Genomic DNA, 16,524 nt, shown 5'->3' with positions numbered 1-16,524 from the left:
GCAATGTCTGATCCCTTAGATTTCCGTTATGACGTTTGAGATCGTCCAGGTCGTTCAAGAGATAAGCAATGCCGGCGGCGTGGAAACCGTCGCTATCGAGCTGGCGCGCGTTTTCGGCCGGAATGGTTTATCGAACATCGTGCTCGCGAGCACCGTCGCGGACAATCTCGAACACACCATCAGAGTCGAGCGCGTTGCGCCATGGCTGGCGCGGATTCCGACTCGCGGACTGTTCCGGCACATCGGCCGCGCCATTGTCGTGCCGCTGTTCACGCTGGCCGCGACACGGGCGCTGGCGCGTCACCCCGACGCCGTCGTCATCAGCCACGGCGACAGCCTCAAGGGTGACGTGCTGATCGTGCATGCCGTCAATGCGCAGAGCCTCGCCGAGAAACGCGCCGCCGGCAGCTGGCGCTGGATGCTCAACCCGATGCATCTGTGGGTCGCGCTGCGCGACCGGTTCATGATCGGAGGCCTGCGGTATCGGGCGTTCGTGGCGGTGTCCTCCCGCGTCACCGCGGAGCTGCAGCGCTTCTTCCGCGTGCCGGCCGCCCGCATCCACGTCATCTCCAACGGCATTGATCTCGCGCGCTTCAAGCGCGACGCCGTCGGCGGCCAGGCGATCCGGCGTGAGTTCGGCATCCCGGAGAACGCGCGCCTGCTGCTGTTCGTCGGCCACGAATTCAACCGCAAGGGACTGGCGCATGCGATCGGCGCGCTCGATCGGCTCGGCAACGACGTCTGGCTGCTGGTCGTCGGCTCGGACAATCCCGCGCCCTACCGCAGACTGACGCGCAACGCCCAGCAACGACTGATCTTCGCCGGCCCACGCTCGGACCTGCCGGCGCTGTACTCGGCGGCCGATGCCTTCGTGCTCCCCACGAGCTACGAGACCTTCTCGCTGGTCTGCATGGAGGCCATGGCCTGCGGGGTGCCGGTGTTCGCAACGCCGGTCGGCGGCATCGAGGACTATCTGCGCGACGGCGTGAACGGCTTCCGCATTTCAGCAGACGCCGACGACATCGCGGCCAAGCTCGCGGCGGTCTTCGCCGACCCCGCACTGATGCGCCGGCTGCAGGACGGCGCCCAGGCCACCGCGCAGATCTATGGCTGGGACCAGATCGGGCTGCAATACATCGAACTGCTCAAGCAGATCGATGCCGCCAAGCGCCAGTCCGGCCGCGCAGCGATGGCGCTGCCGGTGAAGGCCTAGCTAATTCGTCTGCAGCCGCTGTGGGCGGGCGAGGCCGGATGCGGTTCTCGACTGCGCCGCACGGCATGCCGTTTCAATCGCCGCTGCGACCGCATCATAGGTGAAGCGCCGGAGCACGTTCGCGCGGGCCGCCTCACTGCGAACGGCGAGCTCCGCCCGCCGGCCGCTGAGCTCATCGATGAGCCGACACAGGCTGCCGGAATCCTGCTCCGGCACGATCCAGCCGCCGTCGCCAACGACATCCGGAATCGCTCCGCAGGTCGATCCGATCACCGGGATGGCGCAGGCCTGGGCCTCGATGATCACGCGGCCGAACTGCTCGCGCACCGCGTCCGTGGTTCGCGTCAGCAGTAGCAATGCGTCGAGGCCGCGCAGAAAAGCCGCGACCGCAGCGGGTGAAGCCCAGCCCTGGATGGTGACGCGCCCGCCCAAACCAAGTTCGGCCACGCGCCGGCGCAGATGCGGCTCGTGCGGACCTTCGCCCATGATGCTCAGCGTCGCCACCGACTTGCTGCGCGCGAGCGCTTCGAGCGCATCGTCGAGGCCCTTCTCGACCACCAGCCGGCCGACATAGCCGAGCCGCAGCGGCGAGCCGGCCGTCGCATTCGATCGATCACCCGCCGGCATGAAGGTCGCGAGATCGACACCATAGCCGATCGGCGTCACCGGACCCGTGTAGCCGCACGCCCTCACGACCTCAGTCGCATCGGGACTGCGCGACAGGATGTGGGCGGTGCGGCCGAGGACGAATTTGCGGATCGCCTCGAATGGTGGCGGCAGCCGTTTCAGGATGTTCTGGTCGACCTCGAGCACGAGCGCCGCACGGCCGCGCAGCATCTGCGCCTGCAGCGCGACGATGCTCCAGGGCTCTTCCCAAAGGTGAATCACGTCGGGATCGAGCTCGCGCAGCAGGCGGCGCAGCGCCGGATAGAAGTGCAGGTACCATTTCATCGGACCCGCGTCCGGGAGTCGGATCGGGAGCCGATGGATGGGAAAGGCTTCGTTGGAGTGAGCCGCGGTGATGGTGCGGCCGAATTCCTTCCACACCTCGGGCGTCACGAGATGCAGATCGACGTCGGGCCGGGACGCGAGATGGCGGTAGCGCAGCCGGCCGGCCTCGCTGCTGGTGGCCGGATGCGCAATCGAGACGATTCGCAAGCGCCCCCTGCTAGACACGGCCCATCACCTTCGCTGCAGTCCCGCTGAAGCCCGTGAGATGCAGCTCCATCGCCGCAAGCGTACGATGCGCGCCATTCATGGTGTTGCGCGGAATCGAGAACGCATCCTGCCCTGCTTTGACAAGGCCCTTGCGCGTGGTCGCGGCACTGGCGAATCCGGCCTGCCGCGCCAGCGCAAAGTCCCGCGGTCCGCAATCGGCCGCGCGCCCGTAAGGAAATGCGAAGTGCCGGACGTCGATGCCGAGCCGCTCGTTCAATCGCAGCCGCGCGCCGGCCAGCTCGCGAAGGGCGTCTTCGGAAGACAGCGACGAGATGCGCGCATGCGAGACGGTGTGGGCTCCGATCTCGATGAGCGGATCCCCCGCCAGCACTTCCAGCATCTCCCAGGAGATCGCATGTTTCCAATGCATCGCCTCGATGTCGATGGCGTTGGCGGCACAGAACGCGGCGTAACGATCCGCCGCCTGCGGGCCATCCCAGCGCGAGGCGATCTGCGCGAACACCGCGCGGCGCTGCTCGGCGCTCGACAGCGCGATCCGCTCATCGTCGACCCTGACATGGTTCCTGTGCAGCAGCGCATCCTCCAGGCCGGCGGCCCATAGCGGCAAGGTGCCTTCGGGAATGCCGGTCGTCACGAACAGCGTCACCGGCACCTTGTGCCTGCGGAACACCGGCACAAGCAGATCGAACGTATCGCGGTAGCAGTCGTCGATCGAGAAGTTGACGTAGCGGCCGGACGGCTCGGCGCTTGCCGTCCGGCGCAGCGCCTCGCTGATCGTCACGACGTCCCAACCCTGGTCGAGGACATAGCCGAGGAAGCGATCGAGAAAGTCGGCATCGACGTAGAAGTCGCGATTGGGCAGACGCTCCCACTGCTCTGCCGGCGCGGTGCGATGGAACGTCAAACAGCAGCCGCGCGGGCCGAGCACACGATCGACCGCCTTGGCGACGGGAAGGACGAAGGCACCGGATGCCATCATCGCCTTGGCGGCAGCGAGGGCCAGCAGGGTCAACTCAGCTCTCCCTTCATCCTGAACGTACGACGAACATGACGGAGCGCCGTGCCCACCACGGCCGGCAGCAGGATGCCGATCGCGAAGGCCAGGCAGAGCAGATACGCCAATCCGCCGGCGAACAGGCGCGGCAGCAGGCCCGGCACGGAGGTCTGAATCATCAGGCCGAGCACGACCATCAATGCGGTCGGCAGCAGGGCCAGGCCGATCACGAGCAGGAGCTTTCGCGCATCGCCGAGCACGAACACCACGCCCGACAGTAGCACGAGGCTGCGGATCGCTTCGCCAACGCCGAGCAACTGCATGCCGGCCGCCGGCGACGGATCGAACAGCGGCATCAGCAGGTTGAAGCCCATGTTGGCGAGATAGGCCGAGACGATGATGACCGCAGCGACGCCGTTGCGCCCCGCGCCATTGAGCAGACGGATCAGGATCCAGCCGAGGGTCGCGGCCCAGACGCCGCAGGCGATGCCCTTGAGCGCATGCGAGGTCAGCAGCAGGGCCTCGTCGCCGAACGCGCCGCGGAAATAGATCAGGCGGACGATGTCGGTCGAGAAGACCAGAAGGAACGCCGAGGCCGGCAAGGTCAGCGCGAGCAGCGGCCGCAGCAGCGCCTCGGTCTGCGCACGCGGATCGCGTGGGGCATGCTGCGACAGCACCGCCATGCCGAGCGGTTGGCTGATCAGCAGCAGCGCGCTCTCGGTCAGCGAGCGCGCGTAGTCCAGCGACGCGACGGCGCCGGTCGTCAGCCGCGATGCCGTGAAGCGCTCGATCCAGACATTGCCCTGCTCGGCCAACGGCAACGCCAGCAGGACGCGCAGCCGGCGGAAGAATTCGATACCCTTGTCGATCACCATGCCGGCGGTCAGGCCGGCGACGCTCAGCGCGCCCTCGCGCCACAGCGTGAACAGACCCCAGGCGGCGAGGCCATTGAAGGCGACGGTGAAGGCGCAGGCGAGCATGTAGGCGTCGCCGGTCAGCACCAGCAGGCCGATGCCGCCGATCACCGCGACGTTGAGCAGGCTGGCACGGACATTGGTCAGCCGCGTGCGGCCGAGCGCGATCTCGCCGGCGGCAAGCACATTGAGCACCGCCGACGCCGGCATGCCGAACGCCATCATGCGCACGAAGTGCAAGGTCAGCTCGCGCCCCTCCGCCGAGAAGCCGCCGACGACGGCGTTCACCCAGAGCTCACCGAGCAGCAGGATGATCGCGGTCACCAGGCTCGAGACGACGGCAATGACGATCGTCAGCGCACCGAGGCTGCGCGCGGCATCCGGCCGCTGCAGCGCCTCGCGATGCATCGGGATCATGATCGCGGGCACGCTCTCGTTCTGCAGGAACGCAAGCGGGATGAGCACGGCCGCCATGGCGGCCCGGAAGCCGTCGGCGATGAGCGAGGCGCCGAGCACGTGCGCCATCAACACCTCGCGGCCGAAGCCGAGCATCTTGCTCGCCAGCGCACCGCTGATCAGCAGCGCACTGAAGCGCTTGAGCGAAGGACCGGAGGCGCTCATGCGGCATCCTCCGACACGGCCGGCGGCCCTTTCCATCGCGCAGGGACTTGTCCGTCCTCGAGCAGTTTCGACCACGACGGCACCGGCGCGAGAATGGCGAACGGCGGGCCGCAATCCACGACGAGATCGACCATACGCCGCTCGGAGGCCGGGGCAGGTGTGACGATCGTGCTCACACCGCCGCTCCCGCACCGACATTGCGGATCAGCAGCCCGATCGAGTCCAGCATGCGTGCAAGACTGTAATGGGTGCGCGCGCGGCGCGACGCGTAGTCGAGCTGGGGCGCGAGGAACTCGGGTTCAGCCAGCACCGCGTCCAGAGCCTCGGACAGCGCACGCGCATCACCAGGCGGCACGAGCAGGCCGGCCCGGCCATGTTCGAGGATGTCCGGCGCAGCGCCAGCGTCAGTGGCGATCACCGGCACGCCGGCGAGCATCGCTTCGACCAGGGTGCGGCCGAACGGCTCGGGATCGATCGACGGATGCACCATCGCGTCCACCGCCTGCATCAGCAGCGGCACGTCGCTGCGATGCCCAAGGAAGTGAACGCGATCGCCGAGGCAAAGCTCCGTGACCAGCCGTCTCAGCTCAGCCGCGTAGCCCTGCTCGCCGAACAACGCGTCGCCAACGATGATACCGTGCACGCTCGGCAATTCGGCCAGCGCCTCGATCAGAACGTGCTGCCCCTTCCACCGCGCGAGCCGGCTGAACACGCCGACCAGCGGTCCCGACGGCAGGCCGAGCCGTTGCCTCAGCTCCTCGCGCGACACGGGCACGGGTTCGACGGCGAGACCATTGGGCACGACCTCGACGAGCGAGCGTCGACCTCCGGCCTCGATGAAGGCGGCTGCGGCAGCTTCGGAGGGGACGACGACCTTCGCCGCGAAGCGGTTGGCGAGGAAGATCTGCATGCGACGCTGCAGCGCGCCGAAATGAGCCGGGCTGATGATGTCGTGCAGATGCCAGATCAACGGCCGCCGTGCCGCGATGTTGGCGATGGCCGACAGGACAAAGGCCTTCTGCGAATTGGCATAGAGGACGTCATGCTTGCGTGCGACATGCGCGAGTTCCGCGGTGATCGCCGCGAGTCTGCCGAACAGCGGCAGCGCCTCGAGCCACGAACTGTCGCGTCTGAACTGCCCCAGGCCGCGGCCCCAGCGCGACGTGACGACCGACATCCCGCGCTCAGCCAGCACCTGGCCGAGCGGGCCCGGCTCGAACAGGAACACCGATGACTCCTTGCGGCCCTGGACGACATCGAGCAGGATCAGCTCGGCGCCGCCGATCTGCCCGGTGTGATCGACGAACAGGACACGCTCGGTCGACATCACCCGGCTCCGGCGTAGGCTGCCACGGGCGCGGTCTGGGCCACAGGCGCGCTGCGGTGCTCGACGTCGGTCATGGTGACGACGATGCCGACATCGCGGGCTCCGAGTGTCCTGCTCCTGTTCACCGTCGCGACCGCCGGCTCGATCAACGACCGGTCACTGCGCACGCAGACGATCGCCCAGTCCGTACCGGCAAGGAAGTCGTTCCGTTGCGACGGCAATGGTGTGTCGACGATCACGGCATCATAGCCATCGAGACCGGTGAGGAGACGGTCGAGGCTGATCGCGTCGAGAATGTCGCCGACCGGACCGGTCGCCTCACCAACCGGCAGCACGTCGAGCGAGGGATGCGCGGTGGGCAGAACCATGTCCCGGAGCGGCGTCCCGCGCTCGAGCGCGCCGAGCCATCCGGGGCTTGCCGGCAGCGCCATGATCTCTGCAAAGGCGGGATGCGAGACGTCGCACTCGACGACCAGCACGCGCCAGCCTGCGGCCGCGAGGTGCTCTGCCAGCGCACAGGTCGTGGTCGTCTTGCCATCTGCTGCATCGGGAGAGGTCACGACGATGCGCTGCGATCGGGCGGACCGCTTCAAACCGAGTTCGTGGACGAGATCATGCAGCGTGTGCTGAAAATCAGTGTCCTCGGAGGCGAGGCGCAAGACGCGCGGGATCGCCAGCGGTTGGTGGCCTTGCAGGATCGCGCCGAGCGCCGACATCTCACGCAGGCTCTTCAGGCGCGGCAGGCAGGCCAGGATCGAAACGTCGGCGACGCTCGGGAGATGGGACCTTCGTTCGGGCGCTGCCGGTGGCGTCGCCGCTTGCGGTGCGGTCACACGCTCGGCCAATTCAGGGACGATGGCCGGAGCTTCGTCGACAGCGGGCGCCTCGACCTGCTCGGCCGGCGCTTCGGGAGTGACGCGCAAGGGCGGGCTGATCAGGCGCGCGCCGAGCTTGTCGGCGAGCAGCGCAGCGCCGACACCGAAGATCAACGCGAGCGTCATGCCGGCGGCGAGGAACGGGATCTTCTTCGGGAAGAACGGCTTGCTCGGCAGCTCGGCGAGGCTGACGAGACGCGTGCTGCCGCGCAGGACGCGCCGTTCGGTCTCGAGCTCGCTCGCCTTCTTGTAGAGCTCGGCATATTGCTGCCGCTTGATCTCGGTGTCGCGCACCATGCTCTCGATGGAGGCCTCGTCCAGCGTGGCCGAGCCGGCCTCCGCCTTCGCCGTCTCCATCTGCTTCTTCAGCGAGTTCACCAGCGCGGTGTTGGCATCGTACGTCTTCTGCGCGCTCGCCGCGATGCTCTGCATCTCGGCGATCAGCCGCTGCTGGATGATCGCCTGCTCGCGCGTCAGCGCCAGGATCGAGGGGTGCTTCGGCCCGAGCACACCGGCCGCACTGGCAAGCTGCGCGCTCACGGTCGTCAGTTGCTGCTTGAGGTCGGCGATGGTGCGGCTCTGCAGCACCGACGGGGCGTCGGTCGGCCCGCGCTCCTGCTCCGACTTGATCTCCTGCAGCCGCGCCGCGGCGTCGGCGCGCGCGGCCTCCGCCTGCGACAGCTGCTGGCCGATGCTGGTCAGCCGCTCCGAGGAAATCGGCGCATTGGCGCCACGCATCAGGCCCTTGGTGCGCCGGAACTTCTGGATCTTGTCGTCGGCCTCGCGCAGTTGCTGGTCGAGCTGCTTCAATTCCTTCCAGAGCCAGGAGCTCGCGACCTCGCGGCTGTTGGCGCCTTCGGTGCGCTGGTCCTCGAGAAAGGTCTGCGTCAACGCGTTGGCGAGCGTCTTCGCAACCTCGGGACTGCTCGACTGATAGGAGATGTTGATGACGCGCGAACGGCCGGCCGAGGCGATGCTGAAGCGGCCGTCGACATGATCGATGAACGCGCCCGGATCGGTCTTGAGGCGCTGGCACGCATCGGCCGAACCCATGAGACGGCCGCGCTCGCATTCGCCGACCACGGCGTCGACCACGCCGGGCGACGACATGATCTGACGCAGCAGGCGCGGCGAGCGGATCACCAGGAGCTGGCTTTCCATGTCGGCGGGATCGCCGATCTTCTGCGCCCACGCCGCCGAGGTGTTGGCACCCGGCTCCTGCTCGGCGATGATCACGGAAGCGGTGGCGAGATAGCGCACCGGCAGTAGCACGAGCGCGGCCACGGCAAGCGCGAGAACGGCGCCAGCCACGATGGCGAACACGCCGCGGCGGCGCCAGATCCGGGCGACGGCGTCAATGCCGGACAAGGCCTCGCCGAGAGCCGCCTGCCTCATGATCTGCACCCGTACCACATCCAATATTACGCAATCAGCCGCGTCGCGCGGCCCTGATGTCCCGCACGGAAACTGTCGATCTCCTCGTTGACCGCCGCGACGAACTGGCTGCGGAAACGCTCGGCCGAGAAGAAGCCGGCGCGCTGGCGGCAGTCGAGCCGCGAGATCGATTTCTCCTTGGCCACGAACGATCGCACGCAGGCCGCGATCGCCTCGGGCTCGGGCGAGCCGAAGAACATGCCGGTCGGCCGCGGCCCCGTGGTGAGGATCGACTCGCGTGCACCGCCGCGGCCGAGCGCCAGCACCGGTGCGCCTTCGGACTGCGCCTCGACCGGGATGATGCCGAAATCCTCTTCCGCCGCGAACACGAAGGCGCGGGCGGTGGTCATGAGGTCACGCAGCTGCTTGTCGGGCACGAAGCCGGCGAACTTGACGTTCGGCCCCGCGATCGACTTCAGCCGCGCGGCTTCCGGACCGTCACCGGCCACGACCAGCTCGAGGTCCGGCATGGTGTTGAAGGCGCGCACGATCGGCTCGATGCGCTTGTAGGGCACGAGCCGGCTCGCGGCGAGGAAGTGGTTGCCGACCGGCAGGATCGCATCGCGCTGCGCGATCGTCACCGGCGGATAGATCACCTTGGCATCGCGGCCGTAGATCTTCTTGATGCGGCGGGCGACGAACTGCGAATTGGTGAAGATGGCGTCGGGACCGTGCGCGGTGCGCGCATCCCAGATCCGCATCTTGTGCAACAAGGCGCGAGCGATCAGGCCCTTGACGCCGGTGGCGTAGCCGCTCTCCTGCAGATACTGGTGCTGCAGATCCCAGGCATAGCGCATCGGCGAATGCACATAGGCGATGTGGAGCTGCTCCGGCCCGGTCAGAACGCCCTTCGCCACCGCGCAGCTGGAGGAGATCACCAGGTCGTAGCTCGACAGATCGAGCTGCTCGATCGCGAGCGGCATCAGCGGCAGATAGGAGCGGTGATACTTCCGCAAGAGCGGCATCTTCTGCAGGAAGCTGGTGTGCGACTTCTCGAATCCCAGCTTGGCGCGGTCCTCGGGACGCAGCAGGTCGAACAGCGTGAAGACGTCGGCGCCGGGATAGCAGCGCAGGATCTCCTGAAGGACCTTCTCGGCGCCGCCAAGAACGTAAAGCCAATCGTGGACGATCGCGACGCGCACCGCACTCTCCCAATTCCCGGGGTATTTAATAAAACCCTTAAGGGAGGCGTTCACGCGCACAAACCCAATCCTAAACTTCTAGTTAATCGCCCTTGTCGTCCGACCCGTCGAATCCGCTGCTATCAGGTAAGGATCGATTAAGGATATGCCAGCCGCATTGCGTCTCATGCCGCGACATGGTGTGCCGGACCAGAACGCGAAACGAGGCCATGGTCCCGCTTCGGCACACTCCGCACCATAGGCCGCCTTGCTTAACAGGCCCTTGCGGATCGCAACGCCCGCGCGAATGCAGCCAAGCATGGCGACGGCCGCGACGACGCGCCGCGGCCTGATCGTTAGCGCATTCCGCCGCACGCGAACGTGATCGCGCGCCGCCTCAGCCGGCGATGGCGAGCTGCTCGATCGCGTATCCGTGGCGGATGGCGCGGTTCAGCACGGGATCGACCAGCTCGAAGTCGAAGCGGTCGGCGGGGCGGATGCCGCCCCTGGCGGCAAAGGTGCCGCCGAACATCGCGGTGCCCTCGGGCAGGCCGGCCTCGCCGTAGCGGCGCGCGATCAGGTCGAAAGGCGCCAGCATGCCGCTCAGCGCGCCCTCCTGGTACAGCACGCGCTCGCCGCCAATGGTCGCGAACGCGCGCAGCGTCAGCCGGTCCCAATGCGCGGCGACGTCGTCGACCAGCCACAGCTCGGGGGCCACCGGCTTGTCGCACATCTGCTTGGACACGGTGATGTTGTAGGTCTCGACCTTGCGGTCGGTATGATCGGAGCCGACGCCGACCAGCAGCCTTCCGCCCGCTTGCACCAGCACGAACTCGACCTCGCCGGAGGAGTCGCCGCCGCTGACCTCGATGCTGTCCGACGTCGTCAGGCGGCTGGCCGCGACCTCGTAATAGATCGGCGTCGTCGCGGGCCTGGCAATGCCGAGCTCTTCCAGTTCGGCGATGTGCTTGTCGCGGGCGACCGGATCGCGCCCGGTCCAGCCGGCGATGACGAGGCGGCTCAGCGTGATCCGCTGCCGCGTCGCCGCACCATCCGCGTGAACCAGGAAATCGATCGTCGCACCGCTCATCGTCTCATTGCCTCTTGCTGACCAGCCCGCCGCTTAGCCGTCCGGCCGCACGCTGGCAAGGCGCCCGGCCGTTCACTCCTGCTCGGCCTTCTCCGCTTCGTGATCCTCCTTGAGATGCCGCTTGCGGATCTGGTGGGTCGTGAACCAGATCAGCGCGATCGCGACCGGCACGAAGGCGGCGGTAGCCAGCGTCGGCTCGACCGGCAAGCCGGTGTCATGCGCGCCCTTGGCGAGATAGCCGAACAGGCTGACGACGTAATAGCCGATCGCGGCCACCGACAGCCCCTCGACCGTGCTCTGCAGGCGCAGCTGCAGCTTGGTGCGCTCGTTCATCGAGCGCAGGAGATCGCGGTTCTGCTGCTCCAGCTCGACATTGACGCGGGTGCGCAGCAAATCGGCGGCGCGCGCCAGCTTGAGCGACAGGTTCGACTGCCGTCCCTCCAGCGCGTTGCAGGTGCGCATCGCCGGCGCGGTGCGCCGCGCCAGGAACGACGACCAGCTCGAATACGGCGCGACCGGCTCGCCCTCGATCACCGCCAGACGGGCCTGCACCAGGTCGTAATAGGCGCGGCTGGCGCCGAACCGGAACAGGCTGCCGGTGGCGCCGCGCTCCAGCAGCGCCTCGAGCTCGGTCAGCTCGCGCAGCAGGTGGTTGTTGAGCTTGAACGACTGCGCGCCCTGCATCTCCGCCAGCACCTCGACCAGCCGCCGCTCGATGCGGTCGACGTCCGGCGCCAGCGCCAGCGCCGCCGGCAGGCCGAGCAGCGCCAAAGTGCGGTAGGTCTCGAGCTCCAGCACGCGCTGCACCAGCGCCCCGAGCCGCTCCGGGGTCGGGCCGTCGGCGCAGACCAGGATGCGGGTGAAGCCGTCGTCGTCGAGACGGAAGTCGGAGGCGACCGCGCCGGCGCTGCCCTTGATCGTCACGATGGCTAGGCTGCTCTTGTCGAAGATCTCCTCCGCGCGCGCCACCGGATCGGCCGCATTCTCGACCTCGAGCTTGACCGCGACCAGCAGCTCGCCGGCCTGCGGCAGCGCCGCGATCAGCGCCTGCAGCTCGGGCGCAATGGCCCCGAAGCGGCGCGGGCCTGAGTCCGCGGGCGGGCTCCAGATCCAGGTGAGGGTGGCGAATTCCGAATGCTGCTCGAAGCGCAGCCTGACAGGGCCGAGATCGACCTGGTGATGCTTGACGCCCGGCTCCGGCGGCGGCGCACCGCGCTGCGCGCAAAACGCGGCGAGGCTGGCGCGGTCGGTCGTGGCGCTGTCGCCTTTCGCCATGAAGGCGAAGCGGATCACCAGCACCGGCTGCGTCAGCGGCGTGAACGGCCGCGCATGCACCTCGTTCAGCACGCTCTCGCGCAGGGCATGCGGCGTGAAGGCGGACTTGTCGAGCGACGTCATCGGGAGAGTCCGCGCGTGAGAGCGACACCTGACGCAGACGATCGCGCTGCGCCTGAATTGATCACCCCCGTCATGCCGTGCATCCCCCTGACTTCCATTGTCGTCCGGCCGGCCAACGCGCCGGCAGCGTGTGACACCAGTGTAGCGCAATTCGATGACGGCGCCACGGCTGCGGCGACATTGTGCGCGCTGGCGGCTCTCTCAGCGCCACGGCAAGTCGATCATGATGCACGCAGACACACCAACACCTCCCGCGGCGCGATCGCGCCCGAGATTGCTCTCATCAAAACCCTCCGGAAATGCCGAGGGCGCAGGGAAGGCCGGACCTCGACTGAGGCCCGTGGCCCCCGTGCGGAAAAATTGCACGGGGCAGGAACCACAGGTTCAGCCGGACAGACCCGGCCCTCCCTGCGCGATGGGTTTAACGTCTGCTCCGAGCTCTCCCCGGGGACCGGCTTGTTTGCCCCCGTCGCCTGATGACACGTCATGTCATCCAGACTTGGCGCCAGCATCGGGGCGCCAGGACCACACGGCTTGAACGTCCGCGAGCTGCCAATCGTCCAGCGCATCAGCACCTGACAACACTCGCGGCCACCGCTCCCCGCCTCAACGTATCGTGACGACGCGTACGCCCCTCTGCATGAGGACGGGATGCAGGGAGTAGAGCATGATTTCGGAAAAATAGCAAGGAAGAATTTTGACGAGATGGGCTGGCCGAGGATGATGCGGGGCGACCGCATTTCGGGAAGATCGTGCCTGTCTCTTTCCTCATCGTCATGGCCGAGCTCGTCCCGGCCATCCTCGTCGTTCGTCGGGGAGAGACGTGGATGCCCGGAACAAGCCCGGCATGACGGGCAACCGATCTGCGCGCTTCAGCGTCGCAACGACCCATTTCGTTGCGAGCAATGGCGCCGATATAGTTGGGCTTGACCAAGCCACGCCAATTGCCGATCGGCACTGCACGATCAACCGCAGCGCCCCGCATGCCAGACGCCGCCGGAGGTTGGCTCTGATACGTGAATGCGTGCCAGGTGAAAGCCCCGGGTTCCGCAGCCCCGATCCGCGACCCATGCAATTGTCACGGTGGGCGTGGTAGATCATAACAGATTGGCCCTTTGCCATCGCTCGATGGTCCCTCGCCCATCAGATCCCATTTGCATCAAAGCCCTCACAGGACTCCCATGACAACCCTCTCCTCGATCGTTGCGCGCGGTGTCGCGCTGGTTGGCAATGCGGCGCTGCAGTGGCGCAAATTGCAGGGGGAGACGCCGCAGCCGGCCTGGGGCGCGCAGCCGCAGATTCCCCTGGCGAAGCCGCAGGGCCTGCTGCCGACCTTGAAGATGCCGACGGCGCGCGGCTGGCGCGACGGCGAAAAGCCGGTGGCGGCGGCGGGGCTGAAGGTGAATGCGTTCGCCACCGGGCTCGATCATCCGCGCTGGATCTATGTGATGCCGGACAAGTCGGTGCTGATCGCCGAGGCGACGCAGATTCCGAGCCCGGTGCGCAACATGTTCGGCTATGCGATGCAGGCGACGATGCGCCGCGCCGCAGCGCTGGGCGTCAGCGCCAACCGCATCACAAGGCTGGTCGATGCCGACGGCGACGGAAAGGCCGAGCGCCGCAACGCCTTCATGGAGAATCTCAGCCAGCCGTTCGGCATGGCGCTGGTCCGCGACACCTTCTATGTCGGCAACACCGACGGCATCGTCGCCTTCCCGTACAGCGCGGGCGCCGAGCGCATCACCGCGCAGGGCAAGCGTCTCACCACGTTCAAGCCGGGCGGACACTGGACGCGCAGCCTGCTGGTCAGCCCCGACGGCAGCAAGGTCTATGCCGGCGTCGGCTCGCTCACCAACATCGCCGAACTTGGCTTCGAGGTCGAGGAGGGCCGCGCCTGCATCTATGAGCTGGACATCGCAAGCGGCGCGAGCCGCATCTTCGCATCAGGCCTGCGCAATGCGGTGGGGCTGGCGTTCGAGCCGTCGACAAAGGTGCTGTGGACCGTCGTCAACGAGCGCGACGGGCTCGGCGACGAGACGCCGCCGGATTACCTCACCTCGGTGCGCGAGGGCGGCTTCTATGGCTGGCCCTATTGCTACTGGGGCAGGACGGTCGACGACCGCGTGCCGCAGGATCCGGCCCTGGTCGCGACCGCGCTGACGCCGGACTACGCGCTCGGCGGCCACACCGCCTCGCTCGGCCTGTGCTGGCTGCCCGCGGGCACCCTGCCCGGCTTCCCCCAGGGCATGGTGATCGGCCAGCACGGCTCGTGGAACCGCAGCAAGCTGTCCGGCTACAAGGTCGTGTTCATTCCGTTCGAGAACGGCCGGCCGTCGGGCCCGGCGCGCGAAATCCTCTCCGGCTTCCTGGCGCCGGACGAGAGCTTCTCCTATGGCCGGCCGGTCGGCGTGACGCTCGGCCCGGACGGCTCGCTGCTGGTGGCCGACGACGTCGGCAACTGCATCTGGCGCGTGACGGGCGCGTGAGGCAGCAGGCTGCGACGATCGAGGCGGCGCGCGGCCTCGATCGTGCCTGCAACTGTCATCTTCAATCGTGGCCGTAGTACTGGCGGTTGCAGTAGCGGCGGCCGGCTTCGTGCTTGGCCGCGCGCTGGGCCGGGGTGGCGTTTGCCGGCATCAGGAAGTTGCCGCTCGCGAACAGTTGCAGGCAGTTGATGTAGTTCTTGTTTCCCAGCCATTCCCAGCCGGCAGACGCCGGCGATGTCGATGCGGATGCGAGCAGGCCCGCGCCGGCGACGATGGCGGCGGCGAAAAGACGAATGCTGGAAGTCATGACCTTGTCCCTCGTTGCTTGCGGCTGCCCCTGCAGCCCATGCGAGGATCATGACGGTCAGGGCGCGCTGCTTCCGTGATGATCCGCACAGAGAGGGGTGATGCCGCATGAACGGCGCCGCGGCGCTCGGCCGCGGAACAAGCATCACGCCCGCGACGTTGTCCGGCACAGCGACAGGAGAGTTTCATGGCCGACAACGTCAATCCCGAGCAGAAGCAGCCGGGCGAGCATCACGAAGGCAAGTTCCACTACAATCCAGGCAACCAGGCCGGCAAGACGGTCGAGGTCGGCAAGCCGGAGAACGAGCAGGTCAACAACAAGGACCGCATCGAGAACCGCGAGAAACCGCAGTCGCGGTGAGGCGGACACCATTTTAGTTTTTCGTCATGCCCGGGCTTGACCCGGGCATCCATCTTCTGAAGCACCGAGGAGATGGATGGCCGGGTCAAGCCCGGCCATGACGGCGGAGAGAGGGCGGCCCGCCCTACTCCTCCAGCAGAAACGCCAGCGCCTCGTCGCACGGCGCTTCCACCTTCAGCGACAAGAGGTCATCCGCGCGGGTGCGGCCGAGATTGACGGCGGCGATGGGGATGTTGCGGTCCGCGGCGGCGCGGACGAAGCGGAAGCCGGAATAGACCATCAGCGAGGTGCCGACGACGAGCATGGCGTCGGCCTGCTCGACATGCTCGCGCGCGGTGGCGACGACCTCGCGCGGGACGGTTTCGCCGAAGAACACGACGTCGGGCTTGAGGATGCCGCCGCAGGCGCGACAGGCCGGCACATTGAAGTCCGCGAAATCGACGCCGTCGAGATCGGCATCGCCATCGGGCGCGGCGGCCGCATCATGCGCCAGCCAGCGCGGATTGGCGCCGGCCAGTTCGTCCTGAAAGTCGGCCCGCGACAGCACGGCGCCGCATCCCAGGCAGCGGACGCGATCGAGCCGGCCGTGCAGATCGATGACGTTGCTGGTCCCGGCGGCCTGGTGCAGCCGGTCGACATTCTGCGTCACCAGCAGCGAGCTCTTGCCCTGCGCCTCCAGCCGCGCCAGCGCATGATGCGCGCCGTTCGGCTGGGCGCGGCCGAACCGCCGCCAGCCGACCATGCTGCGCGCCCAATAGCGGCGGCGCGTATCGTCGCTGCCGACGAAGGCCTGATAGGTCACCGGCGGCGTGCGCTTCCACTGCCCGTCGGTGTCGCGATAGTCGGGAATGCCGGAGTTGGTGCTGCAGCCGGCGCCGGTGAGCACGACGATGCGGTGGTGATTATCGAGAAAGGATTTCAGCGCGGTGGGATCGGCCATGGCGCAGATGTAGTCGCCGGAACCGGCCTGCGCCAGTCCGCCACACCCCGGCCGGATCGCATGAACCATTGCGCGCGCCCGGTCTTATCCCGGCGGAAGGACCTGCCATGACACCACGCAACGGGCATGATCGCGGATTGTGGCCGCTCGACGCGGACGAACGGGATGGCGAGCCAATCGATGACGAGCGCGACCTCGCGACCGGCGAGGGCGGCACCATCGAGGTGCCGCTGACCGACGAGGACATCGCCAACGACGATTGACC

15 protein-coding genes are annotated in these 16,524 nt (G+C 67.6%); 4 read left to right on the top strand and 11 right to left on the bottom strand.

All coding sequences use genetic code 11. The features are described 5' to 3' along the window. Positions 1-28: 28 nt before the first annotated feature. Positions 29-1,213 (top strand): glycosyltransferase family 4 protein, encoded by a 1,185-nt coding sequence (locus ACQR0W_RS27040; protein ID WP_315715987.1) that lies wholly within the window; start codon positions 29-31, stop codon positions 1,211-1,213. On the opposite strand, the gene ACQR0W_RS27035 is transcribed toward ACQR0W_RS27040, so the two are convergent. The 9 genes from ACQR0W_RS27035 to ACQR0W_RS26995 all read right to left on the bottom strand — a co-directional run bounded on the left by ACQR0W_RS27035 (position 1,214) and on the right by ACQR0W_RS26995 (position 12,166). Then, positions 1,214-2,389 carry a glycosyltransferase gene (locus tag ACQR0W_RS27035; RefSeq protein WP_316169914.1) on the bottom strand — a complete coding sequence of 392 codons (1,176 nt, stop codon included), beginning with the start codon at positions 2,387-2,389 and terminating at the stop codon, positions 1,214-1,216. Further along, positions 2,382-3,404 (bottom strand): polysaccharide deacetylase family protein, encoded by a 1,023-nt coding sequence (locus ACQR0W_RS27030; RefSeq protein WP_316169915.1) that lies wholly within the window; start codon positions 3,402-3,404, stop codon positions 2,382-2,384. The genes ACQR0W_RS27035 and ACQR0W_RS27030 overlap by 8 nt, the downstream gene beginning before the upstream one ends. After that, positions 3,401-4,921: a lipid II flippase MurJ gene (locus tag ACQR0W_RS27025; RefSeq protein WP_315715984.1), complete on the bottom strand. Its 1,521-nt coding sequence runs from the start codon at positions 4,919-4,921 to the stop codon at positions 3,401-3,403. The genes ACQR0W_RS27030 and ACQR0W_RS27025 overlap by 4 nt, the downstream gene beginning before the upstream one ends. Continuing rightward, entirely contained in the window at positions 4,918-5,097 is a 180-nt protein-coding gene (locus ACQR0W_RS27020; RefSeq protein ID WP_316167738.1) for a hypothetical protein, read from the bottom strand. Before ACQR0W_RS27020 ends, ACQR0W_RS27025 begins: the two co-directional genes overlap by 4 nt. After that, a complete protein-coding gene (locus tag ACQR0W_RS27015; RefSeq protein ID WP_434840901.1) occupies positions 5,094-6,251 on the bottom strand; it encodes a glycosyltransferase family 4 protein in 1,158 nt (385 codons plus the stop codon). Before ACQR0W_RS27015 ends, ACQR0W_RS27020 begins: the two co-directional genes overlap by 4 nt. After that, on the bottom strand, positions 6,248-8,518 hold the full coding sequence (locus ACQR0W_RS27010) for an exopolysaccharide transport family protein (protein WP_434840900.1): 2,271 nt from the start codon (positions 8,516-8,518) through the stop codon (positions 6,248-6,250). Before ACQR0W_RS27010 ends, ACQR0W_RS27015 begins: the two co-directional genes overlap by 4 nt. 26 nt (positions 8,519-8,544) lie before the next feature. Further along, the gene (locus tag ACQR0W_RS27005; RefSeq protein WP_434840899.1) at positions 8,545-9,699 is read right to left on the bottom strand and encodes a glycosyltransferase; all 1,155 of its coding nucleotides are present in this window, start codon (positions 9,697-9,699) and stop codon (positions 8,545-8,547) included. A 376-nt stretch (positions 9,700-10,075) separates the two neighbouring features. Further along, entirely contained in the window at positions 10,076-10,768 is a 693-nt protein-coding gene (locus ACQR0W_RS27000; RefSeq protein WP_315750688.1) for a DUF2848 domain-containing protein, read from the bottom strand. Between the two features lie 72 nt (positions 10,769-10,840). Continuing rightward, the gene (locus ACQR0W_RS26995; RefSeq protein WP_315750686.1) at positions 10,841-12,166 is read right to left on the bottom strand and encodes a DUF3422 domain-containing protein; all 1,326 of its coding nucleotides are present in this window, start codon (positions 12,164-12,166) and stop codon (positions 10,841-10,843) included. 1,181 nt (positions 12,167-13,347) lie between these two features. Here ACQR0W_RS26995 and ACQR0W_RS26990 point away from each other — a divergent pair. Next, the gene (locus ACQR0W_RS26990) at positions 13,348-14,652 is read left to right on the top strand and encodes a PQQ-dependent sugar dehydrogenase (RefSeq protein WP_315750684.1); all 1,305 of its coding nucleotides are present in this window, start codon (positions 13,348-13,350) and stop codon (positions 14,650-14,652) included. Positions 14,653-14,713: 61 nt separating this feature from the next. Here ACQR0W_RS26990 and ACQR0W_RS26985 read toward each other — a convergent pair whose 3' ends face one another. Continuing rightward, on the bottom strand, positions 14,714-14,959 hold the full coding sequence (locus ACQR0W_RS26985) for a hypothetical protein (protein ID WP_315750682.1): 246 nt from the start codon (positions 14,957-14,959) through the stop codon (positions 14,714-14,716). 186 nt (positions 14,960-15,145) lie between these two features. On the opposite strand from ACQR0W_RS26985, the gene ACQR0W_RS26980 reads away from it, so the two are divergent. Continuing rightward, on the top strand, positions 15,146-15,319 hold the full coding sequence (locus tag ACQR0W_RS26980; RefSeq protein WP_315715975.1) for a hypothetical protein: 174 nt from the start codon (positions 15,146-15,148) through the stop codon (positions 15,317-15,319). 124 nt (positions 15,320-15,443) lie between these two features. Here the strand turns inward: ACQR0W_RS26980 and ACQR0W_RS26975 are convergent, their stop codons facing one another. Then, the gene (locus tag ACQR0W_RS26975; protein ID WP_315716187.1) at positions 15,444-16,259 is read right to left on the bottom strand and encodes an NAD-dependent protein deacetylase; all 816 of its coding nucleotides are present in this window, start codon (positions 16,257-16,259) and stop codon (positions 15,444-15,446) included. A gap of 107 nt (positions 16,260-16,366) precedes the next feature. On the opposite strand from ACQR0W_RS26975, the gene ACQR0W_RS26970 reads away from it, so the two are divergent. Then, positions 16,367-16,522 carry a hypothetical protein gene (locus ACQR0W_RS26970; RefSeq protein ID WP_315715974.1) on the top strand — a complete coding sequence of 52 codons (156 nt, stop codon included), beginning with the start codon at positions 16,367-16,369 and terminating at the stop codon, positions 16,520-16,522. The last annotated feature ends 2 nt before the right edge of the window (positions 16,523-16,524 follow it).

This window comes from Bradyrhizobium sp. HKCCYLRH1034, from assembly GCF_051168375.1.
In the GTDB taxonomy this organism is placed as follows: domain Bacteria; phylum Pseudomonadota; class Alphaproteobacteria; order Rhizobiales; family Xanthobacteraceae; genus Bradyrhizobium.
This window is presented reverse-complemented; position numbering and strand designations above follow the sequence as displayed.